The organism is Enterobacter sp. CGMCC 5087, from assembly GCF_003144775.1.
GTDB classification, from domain to species: Bacteria; Pseudomonadota; Gammaproteobacteria; order Enterobacterales; family Enterobacteriaceae; genus Enterobacter; species Enterobacter cloacae_M.
In genome coordinates this window covers 1-1,051 of the sequence record NZ_QFXN01000311.1, presented here as the reverse complement: position 1 = coordinate 1,051, position 1,051 = coordinate 1, and the positions used below count along the sequence as shown (strand labels likewise).

Genomic DNA, 1,051 nt, shown 5'->3' with positions numbered 1-1,051 from the left:
CGTTCATCACTTCCCCCCCTCAGACACGCATCGCCTGCTCCCGGCAACCGCAGGGACCTGTCCGGTGAGCATGCGCAGTAAGTCCCGCAGAGAGGTCACCCCCAGCTTGCGCAGGCCCGCCGACCGCTGCGCGTACAGCGTTTTGCGGCTCCGGCACCGTCGAACGGCCTGGATGGGCAGGGAAACGCTCTCCAGGCACAGGCGAAGGACCTGGCATTCGCTGACTGACAGGTACCCCCTGACGGAAAAGTCGCTGGCAAACAGCACAACACCTTCCGGCGCGGGTGAACTGCCGCGAATACAGGCTGTCAGTTCACACACGGACAACCGCGAGGACGCAATACAGACCGGCACCGGACGCCCGACACCCGCCAGCAACGTACTCACGCCCGCCCCGACGAACGGGCTCAGTATCAGCAGGCGTCTGACAGGCATCAGGCAGACCGGATGTCCGCACAGACGCAGCAGCAGGACCAGCGCGGCCCGCGCGTCCGGAGGCAGTCGTATCACCAGGACATCCGGTGCTCCGGGAGACACGTCAGCACCCCCTGTTGCGAGCAGTAAGGCGGCCAGGTCAGCCACAGCCCGCACGTCGGCGACGCCCGATAACGAACACAATGCCCGTTCCAGCCCGAACCGCCCCAGAGCGCACGGGTCAACAACAGCCACCGACATCCCACCTTCTTCCGCTGTCTTCATGTCCTTCCTCCCTTCTCCATCAATGCAAAACAAAGGCAGCCGGCGTCGGTATAGACTGGCGTCGCGGTGCCAGCATCAACGCCATATCCGACACGCGGCGGTCATGAATTGCGTGTAACTGGTAGTGAATGGGCAGGGCACCCGCACTGGCGAGTGTCGTGTGACCATGCCTGGGTACTTAGACCGCAGGGATTGCGAGTACGGGTATTTGAACCACAGAACGGGTTTTCATTGGACCTGGGGCCACACATCCACAGTGAGCTTTGTCTCCGCCGTCCCGGCCGCGAGCGTCGTGGCCGCCGCGACAGGGTTGGCGCTCAACGTCAGCTGTCCAGCCGTATTGCCAGGTGCC

The 1,051-nt window shown here is 63.8% G+C and carries 1 protein-coding gene; it reads right to left on the bottom strand.

What is annotated here, in order from left to right:
* Nucleotides 1–6: 6 nt before the first annotated feature.
* On the bottom strand, nt 7–699 hold the full coding sequence (locus tag DEO48_RS25555) for a hypothetical protein (RefSeq protein WP_109846657.1): 693 nt from the start codon (nt 697–699) through the stop codon (nt 7–9).
* Between the last annotated feature and the right edge of the window lie 352 nt (nt 700–1,051).